General features: G+C 67.0%; 17 protein-coding genes. 6 read left to right on the plus strand and 11 right to left on the minus strand.

All coding sequences use genetic code 11. The features are described from left to right. Nucleotides 1–354: 354 nt before the first annotated feature. Nucleotides 355–1,116, minus strand: a complete 762-nt coding sequence (gene ubiE / locus O0J73_RS16660; RefSeq protein ID WP_006471026.1) for a bifunctional demethylmenaquinone methyltransferase/2-methoxy-6-polyprenyl-1,4-benzoquinol methylase UbiE — start codon at nucleotides 1,114–1,116, stop codon at nucleotides 355–357. A gap of 80 nt (nucleotides 1,117–1,196) precedes the next feature. On the opposite strand from ubiE, the gene O0J73_RS16665 reads away from it, so the two are divergent. The 4 genes from O0J73_RS16665 to O0J73_RS16680 all read left to right on the plus strand — a co-directional run bounded on the left by O0J73_RS16665 (nucleotide 1,197) and on the right by O0J73_RS16680 (nucleotide 2,996). Beyond that, entirely contained in the window at nucleotides 1,197–1,649 is a 453-nt protein-coding gene (locus tag O0J73_RS16665; protein ID WP_005411083.1) for a nucleoside deaminase, read from the plus strand. 200 nt (nucleotides 1,650–1,849) lie between these two features. After that, nucleotides 1,850–2,110 carry a hypothetical protein gene (locus O0J73_RS16670; protein WP_197563693.1) on the plus strand — a complete coding sequence of 87 codons (261 nt, stop codon included), beginning with the start codon at nucleotides 1,850–1,852 and terminating at the stop codon, nucleotides 2,108–2,110. A 74-nt stretch (nucleotides 2,111–2,184) separates the two neighbouring features. After that, complete coding sequence (locus tag O0J73_RS16675) at nucleotides 2,185–2,511, plus strand: hypothetical protein (protein WP_008266057.1); 327 nt, start codon at nucleotides 2,185–2,187, stop codon at nucleotides 2,509–2,511. Between the two features lie 62 nt (nucleotides 2,512–2,573). Further along, nucleotides 2,574–2,996: a low affinity iron permease family protein gene (locus O0J73_RS16680; RefSeq protein WP_049456722.1), complete on the plus strand. Its 423-nt coding sequence runs from the start codon at nucleotides 2,574–2,576 to the stop codon at nucleotides 2,994–2,996. Between the two features lie 142 nt (nucleotides 2,997–3,138). Here the strand turns inward: O0J73_RS16680 and smeF are convergent, their stop codons facing one another. The 3 genes from smeF to smeD all read right to left on the minus strand — a co-directional run bounded on the left by smeF (nucleotide 3,139) and on the right by smeD (nucleotide 8,915). Further along, nucleotides 3,139–4,524, minus strand: a complete 1,386-nt coding sequence (gene smeF / locus O0J73_RS16685; protein ID WP_197563692.1) for a multidrug efflux RND transporter outer membrane subunit SmeF — start codon at nucleotides 4,522–4,524, stop codon at nucleotides 3,139–3,141. Nucleotides 4,525–4,595: 71 nt separating this feature from the next. Next, nucleotides 4,596–7,718, minus strand: a complete 3,123-nt coding sequence (smeE, locus tag O0J73_RS16690) for a multidrug efflux RND transporter permease subunit SmeE (RefSeq protein WP_053450834.1) — start codon at nucleotides 7,716–7,718, stop codon at nucleotides 4,596–4,598. Nucleotides 7,719–7,730: 12 nt separating this feature from the next. After that, the gene (smeD, locus tag O0J73_RS16695) at nucleotides 7,731–8,915 is read right to left on the minus strand and encodes a multidrug efflux RND transporter periplasmic adaptor subunit SmeD (protein WP_008265543.1); all 1,185 of its coding nucleotides are present in this window, start codon (nucleotides 8,913–8,915) and stop codon (nucleotides 7,731–7,733) included. A 210-nt stretch (nucleotides 8,916–9,125) separates the two neighbouring features. On the opposite strand from smeD, the gene smeT reads away from it, so the two are divergent. After that, the gene (gene smeT, locus O0J73_RS16700; protein WP_308309176.1) at nucleotides 9,126–9,785 is read left to right on the plus strand and encodes an efflux transporter SmeDEF transcriptional repressor SmeT; all 660 of its coding nucleotides are present in this window, start codon (nucleotides 9,126–9,128) and stop codon (nucleotides 9,783–9,785) included. Between the two features lie 61 nt (nucleotides 9,786–9,846). Then, complete coding sequence (locus O0J73_RS16705) at nucleotides 9,847–10,833, plus strand: Gfo/Idh/MocA family oxidoreductase (RefSeq protein WP_197563690.1); 987 nt, start codon at nucleotides 9,847–9,849, stop codon at nucleotides 10,831–10,833. 63 nt (nucleotides 10,834–10,896) lie between these two features. On the opposite strand, the gene hslU is transcribed toward O0J73_RS16705, so the two are convergent. The 7 genes from hslU to O0J73_RS16740 all read right to left on the minus strand — a co-directional run bounded on the left by hslU (nucleotide 10,897) and on the right by O0J73_RS16740 (nucleotide 15,950). Then, a complete protein-coding gene (hslU, locus tag O0J73_RS16710) occupies nucleotides 10,897–12,270 on the minus strand; it encodes an ATP-dependent protease ATPase subunit HslU (protein WP_006471086.1) in 1,374 nt (457 codons plus the stop codon). Nucleotides 12,271–12,372: 102 nt separating this feature from the next. Further along, the gene (hslV, locus tag O0J73_RS16715) at nucleotides 12,373–12,924 is read right to left on the minus strand and encodes an ATP-dependent protease subunit HslV (RefSeq protein WP_005411093.1); all 552 of its coding nucleotides are present in this window, start codon (nucleotides 12,922–12,924) and stop codon (nucleotides 12,373–12,375) included. Nucleotides 12,925–12,998: 74 nt separating this feature from the next. Beyond that, nucleotides 12,999–13,199: a DUF3079 domain-containing protein gene (locus O0J73_RS16720; RefSeq protein WP_006471087.1), complete on the minus strand. Its 201-nt coding sequence runs from the start codon at nucleotides 13,197–13,199 to the stop codon at nucleotides 12,999–13,001. 77 nt (nucleotides 13,200–13,276) lie between these two features. After that, nucleotides 13,277–14,167: a tyrosine recombinase XerC gene (xerC, locus tag O0J73_RS16725; RefSeq protein ID WP_006471088.1), complete on the minus strand. Its 891-nt coding sequence runs from the start codon at nucleotides 14,165–14,167 to the stop codon at nucleotides 13,277–13,279. Nucleotides 14,168–14,183: 16 nt separating this feature from the next. Continuing rightward, nucleotides 14,184–14,858, minus strand: coding sequence for a DUF484 family protein (locus O0J73_RS16730; RefSeq protein ID WP_006471089.1), 675 nt, complete (start codon nucleotides 14,856–14,858; stop codon nucleotides 14,184–14,186). Then, a complete protein-coding gene (gene dapF / locus O0J73_RS16735) occupies nucleotides 14,855–15,706 on the minus strand; it encodes a diaminopimelate epimerase (protein WP_006471090.1) in 852 nt (283 codons plus the stop codon). The genes O0J73_RS16730 and dapF overlap by 4 nt, the downstream gene beginning before the upstream one ends. Then, nucleotides 15,699–15,950 carry a lipoprotein gene (locus O0J73_RS16740; protein WP_049456714.1) on the minus strand — a complete coding sequence of 84 codons (252 nt, stop codon included), beginning with the start codon at nucleotides 15,948–15,950 and terminating at the stop codon, nucleotides 15,699–15,701. The genes dapF and O0J73_RS16740 overlap by 8 nt, the downstream gene beginning before the upstream one ends. Nucleotides 15,951–16,013 lie beyond the last annotated feature (63 nt).

Below are 16,013 nucleotides of genomic sequence, written 5' to 3' on the forward strand. Positions count from 1 at the left end.
CCTCCTGGGAGCAGCCGGCGGCCAGGGCCACGGCCAGCGGAAGGAGCATCAGCGGATTACGCATGAATCGGGACCGTTACGGGGATCAAACCCCAATGGTACCTCCCTCCGGCCGCGCAGGCGTTGCGCGGTGCGGGGTAATGGCGGGCGGGGCCGATCCTGCGCCTCCGGCGCATGCCAACCTTGGTTGGCACGGATCTTTCATCGCTCGCGGCAGGCCCGTGCCGACCAAGGTCGGCACCCACCAAAGCGGATGACCGCAGCCTGGGCGTGCCGACCAAGGTCGGCACCCACCAGAGCGGATGACCGCAGCCGGGGCGTGCCAACCAAGGTTGGCACCTACCAAGGCACGACTTACAGCTTGTAGCCGGAATGGATCGAGACGATGCCGCCGGTCAGGTTCTTGTAGTGGCAGCGCTCGAAACCGGCCTGCCCCATCATCGCCTTCAGCTCGTCCTGCGGCGGGTGCTTGCGGATGCTCTCGGCCAGGTACTGGTAGCTGTCCGAATCGTTGGCGAACAACTTGCCCAGCTTGGGCAGGATCCGGAACGAATGGAAGTCGTAGATCGGCTTGAACCAGTCCGCGGTCACTTCGGAGAACTCCAGCACGCGGGCCTGGCCGCCCACCTTCAGCACGCGATACATCTCGCGCAGGCCGGCGTCCTTGTCGGTCACGTTGCGCAGGCCGAAGGCGATGGTCACCAGGTCGAAGCTGTTGTCCGGGAACGGCAGGGCCTCGGCGTTGCACTGCACGTAGTCCAGGCCGAGCACCAGGCCGCGGTTGGTCAGGCGGTCACGGCCGACCGACAGCATGCCGGCGTTGATGTCGCCCAGCACCACCGAGCCTTCGGCGCCCACGCGCTCCTTCAGCAGGGCGGCGATGTCGCCGGTGCCACCGGCCAGGTCGAGCACGCGGTCGCCCGGCTTCACCTGCGCGGTCGCCACGTAGTAGCGCTTCCACGCCCGGTGCACGCCCAGGCTCATCAGGTCGTTCATCAGGTCGTAGTTGCGCGCGACCGAGGTGAACACCTGGCCGACCAGCTTCTGCTTGTCCTTGGCGGCGACGTCGCGGAACCCGAAATGGGTGGTACCGGCTTTGTAGGGGGATTCGCTCATGGCCCCGATTATCGCACCGCCGGGAGCCAGCGGCACCCCCTGCCCGTATCATGGCGGGCCACGACTTACCGGAGCCCCGCATGATCACCACGCCCGACTACCAGGCCCTGCTGCAGACCGCCATCGCCGAAGCCCGCCAGGGCCTGGCCGAAGGCGGCGTGCCGATCGGCGCGGCGCTGTACCACAACGACGGCCGCCTGCTCGGCTGCGGCCACAACCGACGCGTGCAGGAAGGCGACCCTTCCGTGCACGGCGAGACCGACGCGTTCCGCAAGGCCGGCCGCCAGCGCCGCTACCAGGACACCATCATGGTCACCACCCTGGCCCCGTGCTGGTACTGCTCGGGGCTGGTGCGCCAGTTCAACATCGGCACGGTGGTGGTGGGCGAATCGCGTACCTTCCAGGGCGGCATCGACTGGCTGCGCGAAAACGGCGTCAACGTTATCGATCTCGACAGCCAGGAATGCGTCGATCTGCTCGGCGGCTTCATTGCGCAGCATCCGGAGATCTGGAACGAAGACATCGGCGAATGAGCACCGCGCAGCGTACTGTTGAACCTGCTTAATGAACGCTTCAGTGCTGGCACGCCCTAGTGCCGGCAGCGTTTGCGGCGATTGTTGTGATCCCGTGCACAGTCAGCGGGACTGCCTGCACACGCTGCGGTAACACCCCACCCGCGCAGTGCGCCTAGGGTGGGGTTACCGGGACCTTCTTCCCCCCGGCGGAGCCAGCCATGTGCGCGCACGCCGTACGCCCCACGCCCGACCCGACCCTCGCCGCCATCCGCACGCGCCTGCAGCAGCAGTTCGCGCTGCACCAGCGTGGCGCCCTGTTCTGGACGGCCTACCAGGGCCTGCAGCTGGAACTGGTACAGGGCCGTCCGCTCGACCACGAGCGCCTGTGCAACGCAATGGCCGACATGGCCGAAGAAATGGGCGCGGTCGAGCATGCGCAACTGATCGGCCATCGCAACGCTGGCTGCACATCTCCCTGACGCGGCATCCACTGCCGCTCAGGCCACACTGCGATGAACCCCCATTCCCATCCACTTCAACCGATTGGATCGACATGCACGCTGAAGTTCCCACCATTCCCCCGGTCATCAACGTAGACGCCGAGCTTGACCACTGGCGTCGCCAGCATGCCGACGGTGCACTGCCGCACAACTCGTTCGGCTCGTACGTGCCGTGGATCAAGTTCGCCTGCGATTCGCTGATCACCCAGCCGCGCGCCAGCAATGCGCAGCGCGACGAGATGTTCCAGACCCAGTACGCCCTGCAGATCATGCCGCGCCTGAGTGAAGCCCAGGCCCGCGAGTTCGTCGACCGCTGCTGGCAGCATGTCTACCAGACCAGCCGGGTGCGCCTGCAGGACGCTCCGCGCCTGCGCGCCTGAGCTGCACGGCCCCTGCACAAGGCACTGCCGATCATCCTCGTCACCTGAGTGGGACGACGACGATGAAAGCAAGAAACCTGTTCAATACGATCGCCAAGAAGGCCGCGGCCGCCACCGGTTCGCCGTGGACCTTCCTGGCTGCGGTCGCGATCGTGGTGATCTGGGGCATCAGTGGCCCGCTGTTCGGTTTCAACGACACCTGGCAGCTGGTGATCAACACCGGTACCACCATCATCACCTTCCTGATGGTGTTCCTGATCCAGCACACGCAGAACGCGGACACCGCGGCGATGCAGATCAAGCTCGACGAGCTGATCCGCGCGACGGCCGAAGCCAACAACGAACTGTTGGATCTGGAAGAACTGGACGAAGAGCGACTGGAAGAGATCCGCCGCGAATACGAGCGCATGGCGCGCGAAGCCGGCGACGCGCTGGCACGGGTGCGCGCCTGCCATGCCACCCGCCGCGACGATGAGGCGGTGTAGCAGGCCCTGGAATGACAATGCCGGCCAGCGGCCGGCACTCCCATCGATCATCAAGGTAGGTGCCAACCTTGGTTGGCACAGGGCCAGCCGCCTGCGCTGACGCATTCGTGCCACCAAGGTTGGCACCTACCAGAAGCGCTGCTTACCCGCGCTCGTGCCAGCCGCCGCCCAGCACCTTGTACAACGTGATGCGGTTGGCCTGCTGGGCCAGCTGTGCCTGCAGCTGGGTCTGCTGCGCGGTGTAGGCGGTACGCCGTGCATCGAGCAGGGTGACGAAGCTGTCCAGGCCGGCGTCATAACGCGCCTGCGACAGGCGGTTGGCCTGTTCGGCCGCATCCACCAGGCGCTGCTGTGCACTCACCTGCTCATCCAGGCTGACATTCAGCGCCAGCGCATCGGCAGTTTCGCGGAAGCCGACCTGGATCGATTTCTCGTACTGCGCCAGCGCGATATCGCGGTCGGCGTTGGCAATGGCCAGGTTGGCGCGCAGCTTGCCGCCCTGGAAGATCGGCAGGGTGATCTTGGGCAGGAAGCTCCACACGCGGGTGCCGCTGTCGAACAGGTTGGACAGTTCGGTCGAACCACTGCCAATGCTGCCGGTCAGCGAGATGCTCGGAAAGAATGCCGCGCGCGCCGCGCCGATGTTGGCGTTGGCGGCCAGCAGCTGGTGTTCGGCGGCCATGATGTCCGGGCGCTGCAGCAGCACGTCGCTGGGCAGGCCGGCCGGCGGCGGTGCCAGCGCCAGCAGCTGCGGTTCGATGCTGTCCGGCAGCAGTGCCGGATCCAACTGGCCACCGGCCAGCAACGCCAGCGCATTGCGGTCCTGGGCCAGCTGCCCACGCAGGCGTGCGGCATCGGTGCGCGCGGTTTCCACCAGCGTACGGGTCTGGGTCAGCTCCAGCGCCGAACTGCCACCACGCTCGTGGCGGGCCTCGGCCAGGCGCAGCGAATCCTCGTAGGTCTTCAGCGTGGCATCGGCGATCTTCAGCCGCTGTGCGTCGGCACCATAGGTCAGCCACGCGGTCGCGGTCTCGGCCACCAGGCTCAGCTGCGCATTGCGGCGGTTGGCCGCCACAGCGAAGTACTGCTGCAGCGCTTCCTCGCTGAGGTTGCGCACGCGGCCGAACAGGTCGAGCTCGAACTCGGCCACACCCACGCCCGCGGTGAACTGCTCGGTGACGCCGGCGTCGGTGCCCTGGCGCTGCATCTGGCCGGTGACGGCCACGCCGGGTACGCGGTCGGCGCGCTGCACGCGGTACTGGCCGCGTGCGCGTTCCACGTTGAGCACGGCCACGCGCAGGTCGCGGTTGTTCTGCAGCGACTGGTCGATCACCTGCTGCAGGCGCGCGTCGGTGAAGAAGTCGCGCCAGCCAACGGCGGCAACATCGGCCACCTGGCCCTGCGCGGCCTCGGCCGGCCACTGCGCCGGAATGGCCGGCGCGACGGCGGTGTTCTTCGGCACCAGGGTGGAGCAGCCGGCCAGCGCAAGCGCGGCGGCAATGGAAAGGAACAGGGATGCACTTTTCATGGGATGGCTTCCATCGGTACTGCCGGATGGCAGGAGGCAGTGCCGGCCAGCGGCCGGCACTGCCGTTTCGCTTACGTGGAGGATTTGCGCTTGAACACGCGCTGCACCACGACGAAGAACAGCGGCACGAAGAACACGCCGAGCACGGTGCCGACGATCATGCCGCCGAGCACGCCGGTGCCGATCGCCTGCTTGGCGCCGGAGCCGGCACCGGTGGAGATCGCCAGCGGTACCACGCCCATGCCGAAGGCCAGCGAGGTCATCACGATCGGGCGCAGGCGGTCGCGCACGGCATGCATGATCGACTCGATCAGGCTGGCGCCCTTCTCCAGGTTTTCCTTGGCGAACTCGACGATCAGGATCGCGTTCTTGCTGGTCAGGCCCACCGTGGTCAGCATCGCCACCTGGAAGTAGATGTCGCGTTCCAGGCCCTTGAAGGTGTTGGCCAGCACCGCGCCGAGGATGCCCAGCGGGGCGGCCAGCAGCACGGCGGTCGGCACGCTCCAGCTTTCATACATCGCGGCCAGGCACAGGAACACGATCATCAGCGACAGCGTGTACAGCAGCGGCGTCTGCGAACCCGCCTGGCGTTCCTGGTAGGACATCGCCGTCCATTCGATGCCGAAGCCTGCCGGCAGCTGCTTGGCCAGCTGTTCGATCTCGGCCATGGCATCGCCCGAAGCGACACCCGGGGCCGGTTCGCCCTGGATCTCCATCGCCGACACACCGTTGTAGCGCTCCAGGCGCGGCGAGCCGTAGTCCCAGTGCTTGCTGGCGAACGCGCTGAACGGCACCATCTCGCCCTTGTCGTTCTTCACCGACCAGAGGTCGAAGTCCTCCGGCACCATGCGGAACGGCTGGTCGGCCTGCACGAACACGCGCTTGACACGGCCGCGATCGACGAAGTCATCGATGTACGAACTGCCCCACGCGGCGGCCAGGGTGCCGTTGATCTGGTCGATCGACAGCCCCAGCGAGGTCGCCTTGGCCGCGTCGATGTCGATGCGGAACTGCGGCGTGTCTTCCTGCCCGTTCGGACGCACGTTGGCCAGCTTCTTGCTGCCCGCAGCGAGGCCCAGCAGCTGGTTGCGCGCGGCCACCAGGGCCTCGTGGCCCTGGCCGCTGTTGTCCTTCAGGAAGAAGGTATAGCCCGAGGCGGTACCCAGTTCCGGAATGGCTGGCGGCGGGAAGGCGAAGATGAAGGCATCCTTGATCTGGCCCAGGGCCGCCATCGCGCGCCCGGTGATCGGCATCACGCCGTTGTCGGCGTCACGCTCGCTCCAGTCCTTCAGCTTGACGAAGGCCATGCCCGCGTTCTGTCCCATGCCGGCAAAGCTGAAGCCCTGCACCGAGAACACCGATTCCACCGCATCCTTCTCGTTCTGCAGGAAGTGGTTTTCCAGTGCCGTGATCGATTCCAGCGTGCGCTCCTGGGTGGCACCGACCGGCGCCTGCACCAGCGCCATCAGCACGCCCTGGTCCTCGTTGGGCAGGAACGAACTGGGCAGGCGCACGAACAGCACGCCCATCAGCACGAACAGCGCCGCCACGATGCCCATGAAGCGCCACGGACGGTGGATGATGCCGCGCACGCCACGCTGGTAGCTTTCGCTGGTGCGGTCGAAACCACGGTTGAAGCCGTTGAAGAAACGACCGGACCAGCCCTTGTGCGCGACGTGGTGCTCGCCCTTCTTCAGCGGCTTGAGCATGGTCGCGCACAGCGCCGGGGTCAGCACGATCGCCACCAGCACCGACAACGCCATCGCCGAGACGATCGTGGCCGAGAACTGGCGGTAGATCACGCCGGTGGAGCCGCTCATGAAGGCCATCGGCACGAACACCGCCGACAGCACCAGGCCGATACCCACCAGCGCGCCGGTGATCTGGCCCATCGACTTGCGGGTCGCTTCGAGCGGCGACAGTCCTTCCTCGGACATGATGCGCTCGACGTTCTCCACCACCACGATGGCATCGTCCACCAGCAGGCCGATCGCCAGCACCATCGCGAACATGGTCAGCATGTTCACCGAGAAGCCCAGCATCGCCAGCACGCCGAAGGTACCCAGCAGCACCACCGGCACGGCGATGGTCGGGATCAGGGTGGCGCGGAAGTTCTGCAGGAACAGGTACATCACCACGAACACCAGCACGATCGCTTCGATCAGGGTCTGCACCACGCCCTTGATCGACACGCGCACGAACGGGGTGGTGTCGTACGGGATCTCGGCCTTCAGGCCGGCCGGGAAGAAGCTCTTCATGTCCTGCAGCGCGGCATCCACGCCGGCCGCGGTGTCCAGCGCGTTGGCGCCGGTGGCCAGGGTGACCGCCAGGCCGCTGGCCGGCTGGCCGTTGTAGCGGGTGACGAAGTCGTAGGACTCGGCACCCAGTTCGACGCGGGCGACATCACCCAGGCGCAGTTCGGCACCGTCCTGCGCACCGCGCACGATGATGTTGCGGAACTGTTCCGGGGTCTGCAGGCGCGACTGCGCGTTGATGGTGGCGTTGAGCTGCTGGCCCTTCACCGACGGCGCACCGCCGAGCTGGCCGATGGCCACCTGGGCGTTCTGCGCCTTTACCGCTGCCGTCACTTCGGCAACCGACAGGCCATAGGTGTGCAGCTTGTTCGGGTCCAGCCAGATGCGCATGGCGTACTTGCCACCGAACACCTGGATGTTGCCCACGCCCGGCACGCGGCTCAGGCGATCGACGACGTTGGAACCAACGTAGTCGGCGATGTCGTTGGCATCCATGCTGCCGTTCTCGGACACGAACGCGATGACGTTCAGGAAGCCCGAGCTGGACTTGGCCACGTTGATGCCCTGCCGCTGTACTTCCTGCGGCAGCAGCGGCATGGCCAGCTGCAGCTTGTTCTGCACCTGCACCTGGGCGATGTCCGGGTTGGTGCCGCTCTCGAAGGTCAGGGTGATGGTGGCCTGGCCGTTGGACGAGCTGTTGGAGGAGAAGTAGATCAGGCCATCAAGGCCCTTCATGTTCTGCTCGATGATCTGCGTCACCGAGTCCTCGACCACCTTGGCCGATGCACCCGGATAGGTGGCGCTGATTTCCACCGCCGGCGGTGCGACGTTGGGGTACATCGAGACCGGCAGCTTGAACAGGGCCAGGCCGCCGGCGAGCATGATGATGATGGCGATCACCCACGCGAAGATGGGTCGATCGATGAAAAAGCGTGCCATGGGGTTCTCCGCTTACTTCGCGTCGCCGGCCGGGGCGGCAGGCTGGGCGGCTGCCGCCGGCTTGGCCGGTGCAGCGCCCTTCTCGGTGGCCTTGACCGGCATGCCGGGGCCGATCTTCTGCAGGCCTTCGACAATGACCTTGTCGCCGGCCTTCAGACCGTCATCGACCAGCCACTTGTCGCCGACCGTGCGGCTGACCTTGACCGGGCGCACTTCGACCTTGTTGTCCTTGTCGACCACCATCGCCGTGGTGTCGCCCTTCGGATCACGGGCGATGCCCTGCATCGGCACCAGCACCGCATCGCTGCGCACGCCGCCGCCGATCACCGCACGCACGTACATGCCCGGCATCAGCAGGCCGTCGGGGTTGTCCACCTTCACGCGCAGCCCGAAGCTGCCGGTGGCCGGATCGACGCTGACCTCGGAGAACTCCAGCGTGCCCTTGTGCTCGAAGGTGCTGCCGTCTTCCATCAGGATGCTGACCGGCAGGGTCTGGTTGTCCTGCAGGCGGCCGGCGGCCAGTTCGCGACGCAACTGCAGCAGCTCGGCCGAGGACTGGGTCAGGTCCACATAGATCGGGTCCAGCTGCTGCACGGTGGCCAGCGCGTTGGCCTGGCCGGCGCTGACCAGCGCACCCTGGGTGACGCTGGACTTGCCGATGCGGCCGCTGATCGGCGCGGTGATGCGGGCGTAGCCGAGGGTGACGTTGGCCGCGTCCAGCGAGGCCTTGGCGGCACCGACGTCGGCCTCGGCCTGCTTCTGCGCGGCCACGGCGTTTTCCAGGTCCTGCTGGCTGACCGCGTCGACCTTGGCCAGCTCGGTGATGCGCTTGGCGCTCAGGCGGGCGGCGTTGGCGGTGGCTTCGGCGCGGGCCAGCTGGGCGCGGGCGTTGTTGGCCTGGGCGCGGTAGCTGGCGTCATCGAGCTGGTACAGCGGCTCGCCGGCCTTGACCATGCCGCCCTCGGTGAACAGGCGCTTGGCAACGATGCCGTTGACCTGCGGGCGCACTTCGGCCACCAGGAAGGCATTGGTGCGGCCAGGCAGTTCGCGGGTCAGGCCCACGGTCTCGGACTTCAGCGTGACCACGGTGACATCGCCCGGGCCCTGTTCGGGGGCCTGGGGTTGGCCGCCACAGGCAGCCACGGTCGCGGCGATGGCCAGCGACAGCGCGAAGGGTCGGATTCGGCTCAGCAACATGACGGAAAGGCTCTTAGGGGAAGGAATCTCAAAAAACGCTGAAACGGGCCAAAAGCGCCAGCACACAACGCATACCGGCGATGAGTGGTAGCCAGAACGGGCCTGCCACGCACACGGCGGGAATGATGGGTGCGAAATATACATACATGCGTGTTTGTTTGTAAACCGGTACAATTCAGCCACGTTTCACCCGCACTCGTACCCACACCCATGGCCCGCAAGACCAAAGAGGACACCCAGGCAACCCGGGAAGGCATCCTTGACGCCGCCGAAGCCTGCTTCCATGAACACGGCGTGGCCCGTACCACGCTGGAGATGATCGGCGCCCGCGCCGGCTACACCCGTGGCGCGGTGTACTGGCGCTTCAAGAACAAGGGCGAGGTGCTGGCCGCGATCGTCGAGCGCGTGCATCTGCCTTTCATGCAGGAACTGGAGCGCACCTCCACCGACCAGCGCGACACGCCGGTGCATGACCTGCGCGCGGTGATGATCCACTCGTTCATCGAGCTGTCCGAGGACGAGCGCCTGCGCAAGACCATGGAAATCATGCTGCGCAGCGATGCCTCGGCCGACACCAGGGTGCTGACCGAAATGCAGCAGGCCGGTTTCCGCGATGCACTGGACCGGATGGAACGGGCGTTGCGTCGCGCCGGGGACCTGGGCCAGCTGCGCGACGGCGCCGACCCGAAGATCGCCGCGCGCATGCTGCACGCCACGGTGCTGGGCGTGCTGCACGGGGCGATGGTCGAACCGGAACTGATGGACCTCAAGCGCGACGGCATGCTCGCGCTGGACATGACCCTGGCCGCCTACGTGAAGGACGGCGTATTCGTGCCCGGAACGGTGCCCGAGCCGTTGCCGGAGGCGTGAACCGGGTTGCGCCTGGCGCCACGGCCCTGCACCCTCCCTGCTTCTCCCCGGAAACGCAGCGATGATCCTGGACAACGTTGTATGGGGCTTCATCGGTTGCGGCAGCGTCACCGAAAAGAAGAGTGGCCCTGCGCTGGCCGGCACGCCCGGTTCACGGGTGGCTGCCGTGATGCGCCGCAATGCGGCACTGGCCGAGGATTACGCACGGCGCCATGCGATTCCCCGCTGGTATGCCGATGCCGATGCGCTCATCGCCGATCCGGAGGTGAACGCGATCTACGTCGCCACGCCGCCCTCCACCCACATGCAGTACGCGTTGCAGGCCATTGCGGCGGGCAAGCCGGTCTATATCGAAAAGCCCATGGCCATGGACCATGGCGAGTGCGTGCGCATTCTGGAGGCCAGCGCACGCAGTGGCGTACCGGTGTTCGTTGCCTATTACCGACGCGCCCTGCCCCGCTTCGAGAAGGCCAAGCAGTTGCTGGACAGCGGCGCGATCGGTACGCCGCGCAGCGTGCGCGCGACCCTGCACCGGCCACACTCGGCGCATGCCACATCGCCGGACTTCTGGCGGACCAACCCTGCCATCTCCGGCGGCGGCCTGTTCGTCGATCTCGGCTCGCACACCCTGGACCTGCTCGACCATCTGCTGGGCCCGCTGAGCGATGTCAGCGGCCTGGCCAGTTCGCAGGCAGGCGCGTATGCGGCCGAGGACAGCGTCTCGATGTGCTTCCGCACCGGAACCGGTGCGCACGGCATCGCGCAGTGGAGTTTCTGTGCGTTCCGCCGCCAGGATGAAATCGAAATCACCGGCGACCGTGGGCAGCTGCGTTTTGCCACCTTCGAGGACGTCCCGGTGCTGCTGGAAACCGACGCGGGCATGCAGGCGTTCGAGATCCCGAACCCGCCTACGATCCAGCAGCCGTTGATTGCCACCCTCGTGGACGAACTGCGCGGCCACGGACGCTCGCCCTCGACCGGCGTCAGCGCCGCCCGCACCAACGCGGTGATCGACCAGGTACTGCGGGCCTACCGTGCCAGACAGTAAATCCACGCCATGCGTGGATGCCCTTCGCGCAAGAAAAGGGCCGCCTTTCGGCGGCCTTGTGCATCACAGGATGTATCGGCTCAGGTCCGGGTCCTGCACCAGCTCGCCCAGATGCGCATCGACGTAGGCGCTGTCGATGGCAAGCGTCTCGCCGTCGCGATCCGGTGCCTCGTAGCTGAGCGAATCCAGCAGGCGCTCCAGCACGGTATGCAGGCGGCGCGCACCGATGTTTTCCTGGCGCTCGTTCACCTGGAAGGCGATCTCGGCCAGGCGCTCGATGGCATCGGCGGTGAAGCTGACCTTGACGCCCTCGGTGGCCAGCAGCGCTTCGTACTGCTTGGTCAGCGCGGCCTTCGGCTCGGTCAGGATGCGCACGAAATCGTTCTTGCTCAGCGCGCCCAGCTCCACGCGGATCGGGAATCGACCCTGCAGCTCCGGAATCAGGTCGCTGGGCTTGGCCAGGTGGAACGCACCCGATGCGATGAACAGGATGTGGTCGGTCTTGATCGTGCCGTACTTGGTGGACACGTTGGAGCCTTCCACCAGCGGCAGCAGGTCACGCTGCACGCCTTCGCGCGACACATCGCCGCCGCCCACGTTATCGCCACGCTTGGCGACCTTGTCGATCTCGTCGATGAAGACGATGCCGTGCTGTTCGCAGGCTTCGATCGCCGCGGTGCGGATGTCGTCCTCGTTGACCAGCTTGCCGGCTTCTTCCTCGATCAGCAGCGGGCGCGCGGCCTTGATGGTCAGCGTGCGCTTGTGCGCCTTGGCGCCACCACCGAGGTTGGCGAACATCGACTTCAGCTGCTGGCCCATTTCCTCCATACCCGGCGGGGTCATGATGTCCATGCTGACATTGGCGGCCAGGTCGAGTTCGATCTCGCGTTCGTCCAGTTCGCCATTGCGCAGCATCTTGCGGAACTTGATGCGGGTCTCGTTGTCCTGCGCCGACGGCTCGTTGCGGGCCACTTCCGGATCGAAACCGATGCCACCGCTGCGACGCGGCAACAGCGCATCGAGGATGCGGTCTTCGGCACGCTCTTCGGCCTGCGTACGCACGCGCACCTTGGCCTGTTCGCGGTACAGCTTCACTGCGGTATCGGCCAGGTCACGGATGATCTGCTCGACGTCCTTGCCGACGTAGCCCACTTCGGTGAAGCGGGTGGCTTCAACCTTGACGAACGGCGCGTTGGCCAGCGTGGCCAGGCGGCGCGCGATCTCGGTCTTGCCGACGCCGGTCGGGCCGATCATCAGGATGTTCTTCGGCATCACTTCATTGCGCAGCTCCGGCACCAGCTGCATGCGGCGCCAGCGGTTGCGCAGGGCGATGGCCACCGCGCGCTTGGCGTCGTGCTGGCCGACGATGTGCCGGTCCAGTTCCTGCACGATCTCGCGCGGGGTCATGGTGGCGGAGGAAACTTCGATCTTCGACATGGATGTGCTCACGGATTCGTTGTCGGTCGTGCCGGCCGCTGGCCGGCAACCAGGCACGCGCGTGGGGGATCATGAGGGTGCCGGCCAGCGGCCGGCACGACCTCAGAGTTCCTCGACCACCACGTTGCGGTTGGTGTAGATGCAGATGTCACCGGCGATGCCGATCGCTTCGCTGGCAATGGTGCGCGCATCCAGTTCGGTGTGCGCCATCAGCGCGCGGGCAGCCGACAGTGCATAGGAGCCACCGGAACCGATGGCGATGATGCCGTCCTCCGGCTCGATCACATCGCCGGTGCCACTGATGATCAGCGAGGTTTCCTTGTCGGCCACCGCCAGCAGGGCCTCCAGCTTGCCCAGGCGGCGCTCGGTGCGCCAATCCTTGGCCAGCTCGACCGCCGCGCGCTGCAGCTGGCCGTGCTTTTCCAGCTTGGCCTCGAACAGCTCGAACAGGGTGAAGGCATCGGCGGCGGCACCGGCGAAGCCGGCCAGCACCTGGCCGTCGCGGCCCAGGCGGCGCACCTTGCGCGCATTGCCCTTCATCACGGTGTGGCCCAGCGTGACCTGGCCGTCGCCGGCAATGGCCACGTGCTCGCCGCGACGGACGCAGACGATGGTGGTGGCGTGGAAAACGTTGGGGTTCTGACTGGGGTCCATGCGGCCTCCGATAGCTGTTCACGGGACATGGGGACAGCGCCGGGTGCGATCAAGCCTGCGCGGATGGCTGCCGTTCAGCGCTTTGCTTGCGAAGGCCGCTCCGGATTGGGCTCGATCCCCCACGCGAGGTACCAGTCTTCACCCTGCGTCTCGATCGGATGCTGGGTGCGGCCGGAGCCATTGCCGCAGGCCAGCGCGTCGGCCGCGCAGTAGCGGTCGCAGCCCCAGCAGATACGCTCGGGGTGTTTGGGATGCAGGGGAATCGGCTTCGCCATGGTGGCGCTGTCCTCGTGGCCTGCGGCCACGGTGCGCCGGTTGCACCCGACCTGCCCTGATCCAGATCAAGGAGGGGCTATTCAGCCTTGTCGCCCTTGCTGCGGCGCTTGGCGCGCGGATGCGCGGCGTCGTAGACCTTGGCCAGGTGCTGGAAATCGAGGTGGGTGTAGATCTGCGTGGTGGCGATGTCGGCGTGGCCGAGCAGTTCCTGCACGCCACGCAGGTCACCGGACGATTCGAGGATGTGGCTGGCGAAACTGTGCCGCAGCATGTGCGGGTGCACGTGCTTGAACAGGCCCTGGCGCTGCGCCAGCTGGCGGATGCGGATCTGCACCGCGCGTTGGCTGATCGGCCCGTTGCGGCCGGGAAACACCGGCGAGGCCGGGCCGCCCCCGCTTTCTGCACGCCAGGCCTGCAGTGCTTCGCGTGCCGGCCGCCCGAACGGTACCCGGCGCTGGCGATTGCCCTTGCCCATCACGTTGACCAGGCCGCTGGCGAAGTCCAGGTCGCGCCAGGTCAGCGCGCAGACTTCGCTCAGGCGCAGGCCCGAGGAATAGAACAGCTCCAGCAGCGCGCGATCGCGGCGGCCGAGTTCACCTTCCGGTTCCAGTTCGACCAGCTGCACCGCTTCGTCGGCATCGAGCACCTGCGGCAACCGCCGCGGTGCACGCGGCGCTTTCAGCGTCGCCGCCGGGCTGACCTCGATGCGGCCGTGCTTCAGCAGCCACGCGTAGAAACTGCGGCAGGCGGACAAGCGGCGCTGCAGGCTCTTGGCCGACAGCCCACGGCGATGCTCATCGGCGACGAACTGGCGCAACGTTTCGGCATCGAGCGCTTCCACGGCCATGCCGCGGGGCTCGGCCCATGCCGACAGCGCGTCCAGGTCGCGGCGGTAGGCGTCGAGCGTGTGCGCCGACATCCGCCGCTCCACCTGCAGGTGCTGCAGGAAGGCCTGTACCGCGCTCATCGTCGTCGTACCCTGCTCAGCCCGCGAAGCGCTTCAGGCCGGTGACCAGGGCGTCGCCCATCATGCGCAGGAACAACGTCCCCATGCCCGGGTAGAAGCGGTTCGGGTCATGGCTGCCGACTGCGATCAGGCCCACACCGGGCAGCGGCAGCAGTGCGGTGGTCTGCACTTCCTCGCTGCGCACGCCGTACAGCACGGCATTCTTTTCCGGTTGCAGGCGACCGCAGATCGGCTCGCCGTCCTTCAGGCAATCGCGGAACGGACCCAGCTGCGGATCATCGGCGGCGATCACCTGCAGCCAGTCGGCCTGCTCCAGCCCGGCCACCGGCGTATGCACCACCAGCCGCACCAGATCGCCGGCGAAGTCTTCCTGCAATGAAGCGGCCATCGCGCGCAGGGTGTCGGCGGCGTTGTCCTGCTTCATCAACGCCAGGGTCAGCTGGTGCGTGCGCACCGCCAGGCGTTCGTTGACCTGGGCGGTCGCGCCCAGGTCGGCCAACCGTCGTGCCAGCTCGCGGTTCTTCTCGCGCAGCACTTCCAGCTGGTAGCTGGCCAGCGACGCGGTCGGGCCGTCGTCACGCGGCACCACCAGGGTCAGGGCCAGGTCCGGGAACTGCTTGAGGAAGCCCGGATGCCGCCGCAACCAGGCGGCAACGTCGTGGGCCCCGAGCTTGTCGACGGTTTCGGTCATGCGATCCACTCCCCTTCGAAGACGAATGCGGTCGGGCCCGCCATCACCACCGGCTGGCCATCGCCCGGCCACTGGATGCGCAGCTCGCCCCCGGGCAGGCTGATGCGTGCATCACGCTGCAGCCGGCCGCGCTGCATCAGGGTGACGGCGGCGGCACAGGCGCCACTGCCGCAGGCCAGGGTTTCGCCGACGCCACGCTCGAACACGCGCAGGCGCGCATGATCCGGGCCCATCACCTGGGCAAAACCCACGTTCACCGAGCGCGGGAACGACGCGTGCTGTTGCAGCAGCGCACCGACGCGCTCGACCGGCGCCGCGTCGATCAGGCCCACTTCGATCACCGCATGCGGGTTGCCCATCGACACCGCGGCGAACCGCACGCTCTCGCCCTGCAGCGGCAGCAGGTATTCCTCGCGCGGGTGGGCAAAACCCACCAGCGGCACGGTGGACGGCTCGAATGCCGGCACGCCCATGGTCACCGCGAACTGGCCATCGCCCAGCACCTTCACTTCATGGCTGGCCAGCGGGCTGTCGATCACGAACACGTCGCCCTGCGCACTGCCCTCGCGCACCAGCCACGCGGCAATGCAGCGCGCGCCGTTGCCGCACTGCTCGGAGTTGGAACCGTCGGCATTCCAGATCCGGTAGGAGGCCACCGAACCGTCCGCACGCGGCGCTTCGATGGTCAGGATCTGATCACAGCCCACGCCGGTATGGCGATCCGCCAGGCGCGCGGCCAGCCCGGGCGTCGGCGGTGCGGTGCCGTCACGCAGGTCGATCACTACGAAATCATTGCCCGCGCCATGCATCTTGCTGAAACGCAGGGCCGTGGAACCGGCCTTACTCATTCCCGCCGTCCACCGGCTTGATCGGGTCCGGGGTGACCGAGGGGCTGCCGTCGCTGGTCGGCTGGGTCGCGGCCGGCGTGGCCGCCGGGGTCGCTTCAGGTGCAGCTGCCGGTTCGACGGTCTCTTCCACCGGCACCGGCTTCTGCGGCAGTACCAGCGGGCCCTTGTTGCCGCAGGCGGCAAGGAACAGCAGCGAGGCCGCTGCCAGCGGAATCAGGATGACGTTTCGATGGGGGATCTTCATGCCCCGAGTATAGCCATTGGCGGCTGAGCGGTTGGTGCAGGGGATCGGGTTGCCGGCCCGCGG

Origin of the sequence: Stenotrophomonas sp. Sm6012 (assembly GCF_030985895.1) — a bacterium.
GTDB classification, from domain to species: Bacteria; Pseudomonadota; Gammaproteobacteria; order Xanthomonadales; family Xanthomonadaceae; genus Stenotrophomonas; species Stenotrophomonas forensis.